Source organism: Pseudoalteromonas sp. MB41 (assembly GCF_020966275.1).
Taxonomy (GTDB): Bacteria; Pseudomonadota; Gammaproteobacteria; order Enterobacterales; family Alteromonadaceae; genus Pseudoalteromonas; species Pseudoalteromonas lipolytica.
This window is the reverse complement of record NZ_JAJJZF010000003.1, coordinates 257,244-264,858: the sequence shown is the minus strand read 5'-3', so window position 1 is coordinate 264,858 and position 7,615 is coordinate 257,244. Positions and strand designations below refer to the sequence as shown.

Annotated in this window: 6 protein-coding genes and 1 rRNA gene; 1 reads left to right on the top strand and 6 read right to left on the bottom strand. The window is 40.7% G+C overall.

What is annotated here, in order from left to right; all coding sequences use genetic code 11:
- Positions 1–175: ribosomal RNA gene (locus tag LPA49_RS06430) — 16S ribosomal RNA — on the bottom strand; the annotation flags it as partial.
- 652 nt (positions 176–827) lie between these two features.
- The gene (locus tag LPA49_RS06425) at positions 828–1,685 is read right to left on the bottom strand and encodes a tetratricopeptide repeat protein (protein WP_075594062.1); all 858 of its coding nucleotides are present in this window, start codon (positions 1,683–1,685) and stop codon (positions 828–830) included.
- Between the two features lie 83 nt (positions 1,686–1,768).
- On the opposite strand from LPA49_RS06425, the gene LPA49_RS06420 reads away from it, so the two are divergent.
- On the top strand, positions 1,769–3,079 hold the full coding sequence (locus LPA49_RS06420; protein WP_074988898.1) for a M20 family metallopeptidase: 1,311 nt from the start codon (positions 1,769–1,771) through the stop codon (positions 3,077–3,079).
- A gap of 11 nt (positions 3,080–3,090) precedes the next feature.
- On the opposite strand, the gene LPA49_RS06415 is transcribed toward LPA49_RS06420, so the two are convergent.
- The 4 genes from LPA49_RS06415 to pomA form a co-directional block, all read right to left on the bottom strand.
- Positions 3,091–5,001, bottom strand: a complete 1,911-nt coding sequence (locus tag LPA49_RS06415; RefSeq protein WP_065979737.1) for a DNA topoisomerase III — start codon at positions 4,999–5,001, stop codon at positions 3,091–3,093.
- 66 nt (positions 5,002–5,067) lie between these two features.
- Positions 5,068–5,544 carry a hypothetical protein gene (locus LPA49_RS06410; RefSeq protein WP_036966353.1) on the bottom strand — a complete coding sequence of 159 codons (477 nt, stop codon included), beginning with the start codon at positions 5,542–5,544 and terminating at the stop codon, positions 5,068–5,070.
- Between the two features lie 129 nt (positions 5,545–5,673).
- Complete coding sequence (locus LPA49_RS06405) at positions 5,674–6,597, bottom strand: flagellar motor protein MotB (protein WP_036966350.1); 924 nt, start codon at positions 6,595–6,597, stop codon at positions 5,674–5,676.
- Positions 6,598–6,599: 2 nt separating this feature from the next.
- Positions 6,600–7,367 (bottom strand): flagellar motor protein PomA, encoded by a 768-nt coding sequence (gene pomA / locus LPA49_RS06400; RefSeq protein ID WP_036966347.1) that lies wholly within the window; start codon positions 7,365–7,367, stop codon positions 6,600–6,602.
- Positions 7,368–7,615 lie beyond the last annotated feature (248 nt).

The window sequence follows — 7,615 nt, the reverse complement described above, 5'->3', positions numbered from 1 at the left end:
GTATTAGCAGTCGTTTCCAACTGTTGTCCCCCACCATAAGGTACATTCCCAAGCATTACTCACCCGTCCGCCGCTCGTCAGCAGAGTAGCAAGCTACTCTCTGTTACCGCTCGACTTGCATGTGTTAGGCCTGCCGCCAGCGTTCAATCTGAGCCATGATCAAACTCTTCAATTAAAAGTTTTTTCTGTCCTTCCCATAAGGGAGCGGACATGCTCAATGAATTCTGAATTTATTTAACATCTTTCGATGTTGAATTGACTGTGCTGAAATAAGTAAACTTATTTCCGTTGGTCACTCACTTTCCATTAAAGGAAAAAACATTGAGACTCTAAATTTGTTTGTCTTACTACCTAAGTAGCTCGACTGTTAGAACTCAATCTGTACGAGTGCCCACACAGATGATTGCTTTATATTGTTAAAGAACGTTTCGAGTTGCTTTCGCGTCTCGAGGGATGCGTATAATACATCCTTAATTTTTCGAGTCAACACTTAATTTCAAACTTTCTTTCGAAGACTTAAAACCGAAGTTTTACTTAACTCTCTGCTACGTTGTTCAGCGTCTTTCGTTGCTGCCCGCCGTGTCAGTGGATGCGCATTATAGGGAGATGGATTTTTTACGCAAGCACTTTTTTGCAGAAAACTACTAAAAACTTACCTTTCGCGCAAAAAACAAGCTAAAGGCAGTAAAAAACACAGTTTACTGTACAAAATACAGCCAACTTTTCTCGAGAGGATCTTAAGTATTATCGAAATTAGGTAATAAGCAAGTTTTAAAAATAAAAAAAGCGCCCTTATTTAAATGACGCTTTCTTTCATTTTCTAAATATTAATACAAGATACTGTAGAGTTTACGACGATACTTTGAAGCTAACGCATCACCATCTGGTAATGAAGCAATAATTTCTAGGTATGTTGGTTTTGCATCTGCAAAGTTTAGATCTTTCTTAAGTACATTAAACAATAACTCTAATGCTTCTTCTTTGCGCCCTGCTCCATTAAATGCATTACTTAATTCCAGCTTTATTTCTAAATCGTTCGGGTACTTTTCTACTTTTACTTGTAACGCTTTTATCTCTGGTGAGTCTGTTGCTGCCAATGCCTGCTCACATTTAGCTTTAATGTTTGTAAAATAAGCATCGCGCTCGCTTTCATCAACTGAATCTAATAAAGCTTGCGCATCATCTAATTTATGAATTTGAATACAAATATCCGCGAGCACTAATTTTACGCGCGTATGACTTGGGTCTAGCTCATACGCTTTCTTGGCATAATTAAAAGCATTGTTTAGATCTTGATTAATTAAGGCTTGTTTAGCTTGTTCAAGTAATAACTCATGTTGTGCAGGTAAATGCTTTGCAAGTGCATCACGAATTTGCTGCTCAGACTGTGCGCCTGGCAACATATCAACAGGAGCAGCATCTTTTAGCAATACTAATGTAGGCAAAGCTTGCAAGCCAATTTGTTGTGCCAATTGCGACGCCAGCGCTTGCTCCACATCACAGTCTAGTGTTGCTACTAATAAATGCTCACCATATTCGCTGGCTATTTTCTCTAAAATTGCAGCTTGCTGATGACATTCTGGGTTTTGTGCAGAATAAAAACTAAGTAGCACTAGTTTTTCTGAAGATGTTTCACCCAATGCTTGCTGCAGATTCTGCGGTGTAAGATTTATCATATTGTTCATGTGATCGATTGCACTATATATTCATTTAGGTTTTTATATGGTGACGAACATAACAATTACAAGCCCACTCAGTCGAGGTCATTATGAAATTATCGCGCATATGTGCTGCATTAGTACTCCTTAGTCCACTTGCTCACGCCGCATCATTGGATTTAAATCTAACGCAATCAATGCCAAATATCGAAAAGCTTTATTTAGATTTACATCAAACACCCGAATTGTCTTATCACGAAAAGCAAACAGGTCAAAAACTAGCAAAAGAACTTAAAAAGCTTGGTTTTACTGTGACTGATAATGTGGGTGGTTACGGGGTTGTAGGCCTTTATAAAAATGGTGAAGGCCCAACTATCATGATCCGCACAGATACTGACGGATTACCTATTGTTGAACAAACGGGAAAGCCTTACGCTTCTAAAGTCACTGTGAAAAATGACAGCGGTGCGACTGTTGGTGTGATGCATGGTTGTGGCCATGATATCCATATGAGCTCTTTTATTGGGACCGCAGAGCAATTAATATCTCACAAAGATCAATGGCAAGGCACGCTAATGATGGTAGCACAGCCCGCTGAAGAAGTTGGTGGCGGTGCAAAAGCCATGCTAAAAGAAGGACTTTTCTCTCAATATCCGACCCCAGATCATGTCATTGCGCTGCATGTTAGTGCGAGCGTCCCTGCGGGGAAAGTGAGCATGAAAAATGAATATACCATGGCCAGTGTTGACTCTGTAGATATCACTGTAAAAGGCAAAGGGGGCCATGGTGCTTACCCACATACAACAATTGACCCCGTTGTTATCGCTTCGCGCATTGTTTTAGCATTACAAACAATAACGAGTCGCGAGCTTTCTCCATTAGAACCCTCGGTCATTACTGTTGGCTCTATTCATGGTGGTTCTAAACATAATGTCATTTCTGATGAAGTAAAACTGCAATTAACACTTCGCAGCTATAATCCCGAAGTACGTTTGCAGCAAATTGCGGCGATTAAACGAATTAGTAAAGGTATTGCACTGAGTGCTGGTTTGGATGAAAGCTTAATCCCAGAGGTATACGTTCATGAAGATGAGTCTATTCCATCAACTTATAATAACCCCGCACAAACAAATGTTGTACGTAATGCGATTTCCAGTGCACTTGGTGAAGAAAATGTACTTGATGCAGATGCAGTAATGGCAGGTGAAGATTTTGGTTTGTATGGCCGTACAGAGCACCATGTCCCTATCACGCTATTTTGGTTAGGGGGTGTCGAACCTAACCAGTACAATGATGCAATAAAATCGGGTAGCACTTTACCTTCACTGCACTCCAGTAAATTTGCGCCAGATTATAAAAAAGCCCTACCCACAGGAATAACTGCGATGAGCAACGCCGCTGTCGCATTATTCAATCAATAACTATTTTAAGGCTAAGCTGGCTTAGCCTTAGATTTTGCTTTTCTTTTAAAACGCCGCTTAGGTGGCGTTTTTGGTAGTTGCGCAAATACCTGGCTATCGCAGTGTTTGGCTTGTTCTACAAGTTGTTGCAATTCATCAAGTAGCGGTGTTAAAAATTGCTGATAACTCATTTGCTGTTCAGCAATGTTACTCAAAGAAGCTTCCCACTTCGCTGTTAAATCAGGACTCGCTAACGCAAGAGGTAAGGCACTTATAAGCGCTTGCCCTGTTTCTGTAGCAATAATACTTTTACCTTGGCGTTTTAGAAAACGTCGTTTAAAGAGTAACTCAATAATGCCCGCTCGCGTGGCCTCTGTTCCAAGTCCATCAGTTTCTTTCAGTATTTTTTTGATTTCTGAATCTTTTACATAACGACTAATGCCCGTCATAGCACTTAATAGAGTGGCGTCTGTGAAATGCGCGGGCGGTGACGTCATTTTGTCAACGAGCTGAGCTTCGTAACAATGCAGTTGCTGGCCTTTTTCTAATGGAGGAAGTGTTTGTTCGTCCTTTAATTCTGTTTTACCCATTAATGCTTTAAAGCCCAGACTAACATCTTGCTTAGCTGTTGTTTTAAAAAGCCCGCCCGCAATCATCACACTCACTTTGGTTTCATTAAAAATATAATCTGGATAAAACTGAGCTAAATATTGGCGACAAATAAGTCTATAAACCTTTTGCTCATCGGCATTTAAGGCTGCAGTACGTAATTGTTTAACTGTTGGCACTATCGCATGATGCGCAGCGACCTTGCTATCATTAAAACATTTACTTCGCTTACTGCTATCGGCTTTATTGCATGCTTCATTAGGTTGTCCATCATTATGCGCAATTGCAGCAATAATGCCCGCAGCCTCACGGTGATGATCTTTTGGTAAGTAACGATTATCTGAACGAGGATAAGTAATTAATTTATGGCGCTCGTATAAATTTTGGCAGATATCGAGCACACTTTGTGCTGGCATCGAAAACGCTTTTGCTGCATCTATTTGTAAAGCGGATAAGTTATAGGGCAAAGGTGCTTGTTGTTTTTTTTGCTTTTGCTCAAGTTCTGATACCGTTGCAGGCTGGTCAGTTATTCGCGATACAACATTTTCTGCAAGTCCTCGGTGCAACACGCGACCTTCGTCATCTTGATACGGCTCACACGCTTTACTCGGTTGCCACTTAGCTGTAAATGTTTGCTGGTTTTGGGTTTTTAGATGGGCCAATACTTCATAAAAAGGCTTGGCTGTAAAATTAGCAATTTCATTATCACGGTTGACGACTAAACCTAAAATAGGCGTTTGCACACGGCCAACAGATAACACATTACCAAATCCAGCTTTTTGACCGGCTAATGTATAAGCACGAGTCAAATTCATGCCAAATAACCAATCAGCGCGTGAACGAGCCAAAGCAGAGACACTTAAAGGAATAAACTCGCGATTAGACCGCAAATTATTGAGTGCTTTTTTTACTGCATTTAAGTTTAAATCGCTGATTAGTAAACGTTGTATTTGCTGTTTTTTTGCTTGGCTAAGTTTAACTTGATCGATCACTTGATCGACAAGTAATTGCCCTTCGCGGTCAGGATCGCCTGCGTGTACAATCTGAGTAGCCTGTTTGATTAACTTTTTTAAAACGGTAAGTTGTTTGCGCGTTTTTGGTTTTGGCTTTAGTTGCCATTGCTCTGGCACGATAGGTAAATGTTCAAAACGCCATTTTTTAAAGCGTTCATCGTACTCATCAGGTTCAGCTTGCTCAAGTAAATGACCTATACACCATGAAACACAATCACCATTGGCAAGTTCAATAAAACCATCCTGCTTTTTTTGAGGTTTTGGCAGCGCATCTGCTATAGCGCGTGCTAAAGAAGGTTTTTCGGCAATGTAAAGTTTCATAAAGCAACACTAGATACTGTTTATATGAACAGTAGTCTAGCATAGGGTTTTTAACTTAGGAATAAGTTAAGCGTGCTTTGCTCGCCGTGTTAGTAAGTAAATCAGTGGTAAATAACACACAATAACAGTAGCAATATTAATGAGAGGCAGCAGCGTCTTATACATATATGTGCTGTACGATAAGTCCCAAAGGTGACGATCGACTAAACGAAAGAGTTGTAAAATAGGGGCCATAATAACAACAAGTTGACCCAACACACTCTGCCACAAATAAACTTTATCTTTGATCCCTAAATACGCAATTACAGCCATCCAAGCAATATCATTGAAAGCCCACACTACATAGCGCCAGACATAAATATCATCAAAACCACGTAAATGGTCATGAATCAACGTGCCGTATAAAAAGAAGCAGGCTGTGATTAGTGCAAACCGAAAGGCAAACCAGTCTTTTTGTAGATAGAAAACGAAAATAGCTGGGCTCAACATGAATACCCAGCTATTATTTAATATTGATATGATGGAGCCAAACCAATCAGGCAAAATTACCTACCTTAATCAGTTTTATCATCATCATCACCACTACCATTACCTGGCATGTAGCAGTACTTATCTATTTTTTTCATTTGTATACTCCATTACATCTGTTAACGAAGTTTTACTGTAATAGATTTATGGTCTCACATCAATAGGGTCTGACTCGTGCGCTTTACCCTGCATTATAGAGATCTCGACACGTCGATTACGTCGGCGATCTTCATCGGTCACATTGGGAACAAGCGGCCGTGTTTCAGCATGCCCGACAACCACCATGCGCGACTTATCGAAACCTGAGGCTTTTTCCATTTCACTGGCAACCGCCACCGCTCTTTTCGAAGATAAATCCCAGTTATTGGTGTATAGCTCATTAGAAACCTGAAAATCATCAGTATGGCCAGACACCGTAATTTCACCAGGTACGTCTTTAAGTAAGGTCGCTATATCACGAATGATAGGTTTAAATTTAGGCTGTAAAAATGCGCTGCCCGATGGGAACGAGCCATTTTCACGAATACGGATAATAATTTGCTGACCAAGCGACTCAAGCTCAATCGCCCCATCCATAATCTGTTGCTCTAATTGCTGAGCAATTTTTTTCACAAGCTCATTAGTTTGCTCTTGATCAGCCGCTGAAATTGACTGCTCCATCGCTTGCTCTTGCGCAGTACTTTGCGATTCACCACCGCGCTTGTTACCTCGTTGCTCTTGGCGACCACCAGCAGAGCTTTCATCACCCGCTTGAAACTCTAACATTTGCTGAGTCATTTCAACGGTTTGTTGTTGAATCGTTTCAATCGGCGTGGGCTCAGGTTTACCTGGCGTGAACTCCATTGCAATCACCGAGGTTCCTTTGGGAATATCTTTTACTTCAATCTTATTTTGCACACCAAAAGCAAACTTCATCGAGCCTGCTATTTGCTTAAACTTAAGTACATCCATTTCAGAGAAAGCAAGTAAGAGTACAAAGAAGCACATTAATAACGACATTAAGTCAGCAAACGTGCCCATCCAAGCTGGCAGGCCAGGGGGCGGACATTTGCACTCTTGATCAGACATGCCTACTCCTCAGTATCTACTTTACGTTTAGATTCGGCTAAATAGTTTTTCAAAATCCCTTCAATTACTTTCGGGTTTTGACCATCTTGTATGCCTAAAACCGCATCCAAAATGAGGCGCTGGTTTAGTGCTTCTTCGTCTTTACGAAGCTCAAGCTTTACCTGGATTGGAATAGCAATAACATTCGCTAAAAATGCACCGTATAAGGTGGTAAGTAAGGCCACCGCCATAGCAGGACCAATCGCTTTAGGGTCATCCATGTTTGATAACATCGCAACCAACCCTATCAGCGTACCAATCATACCCATTGCCGGGGCGATATCAGCAAGCGATTTAAATAAAGTGGCACCATGTTCATGACGTGCAGATGTCAAAGAAATATCTTTTTGTAGCGTAGCCCTCACAACATCGGCATCATGACCATCAACCAGCATATCAACCCCTTTTCGCATGAACGCATTGGGGATATCAGCCTCTTCCAGCGCGAGAAAGCCACCTTTACGTGCAGAGTCAGCTAGTTCAACTGCTTTTTCAATTAACTCTTCTGGAGATTCAATTTTGAACATGAAGGCTTTAGCTGCAACCTTCCCTATCCCCAAAAACTGTCCCATGGTGAAGTTTGATAACACAATAAAAATCGAGCCACCGAATACAATGACCACCGAAGGTGTGTTGTAAAACATTGCAACTTGGCCGTCACTACTTAACACCATCGACATAGCAATTAAGCCTATGGCACCAAGAATACCTATTATGGTTGCTAAATCCACATACCCCTCCAGAGGAAAATAACACGACACCCTCAGGCATCAAATTTTTATTATTAACTGCTTATCGGCAAGCAATTGAATTACTTAAATCATTAAATGAATTAATTTTATTTTAATGTAAGATTTTTAAGCTACAAGTTTAAGCTGTATCTAAAAGCGTAAAAATAGCATATCGAAATCGCTTTATGCGTAAAAAAACACATCATTCTTTGACCTAGTTTAGCATTCCCCCTAAAATTGGCCTCACT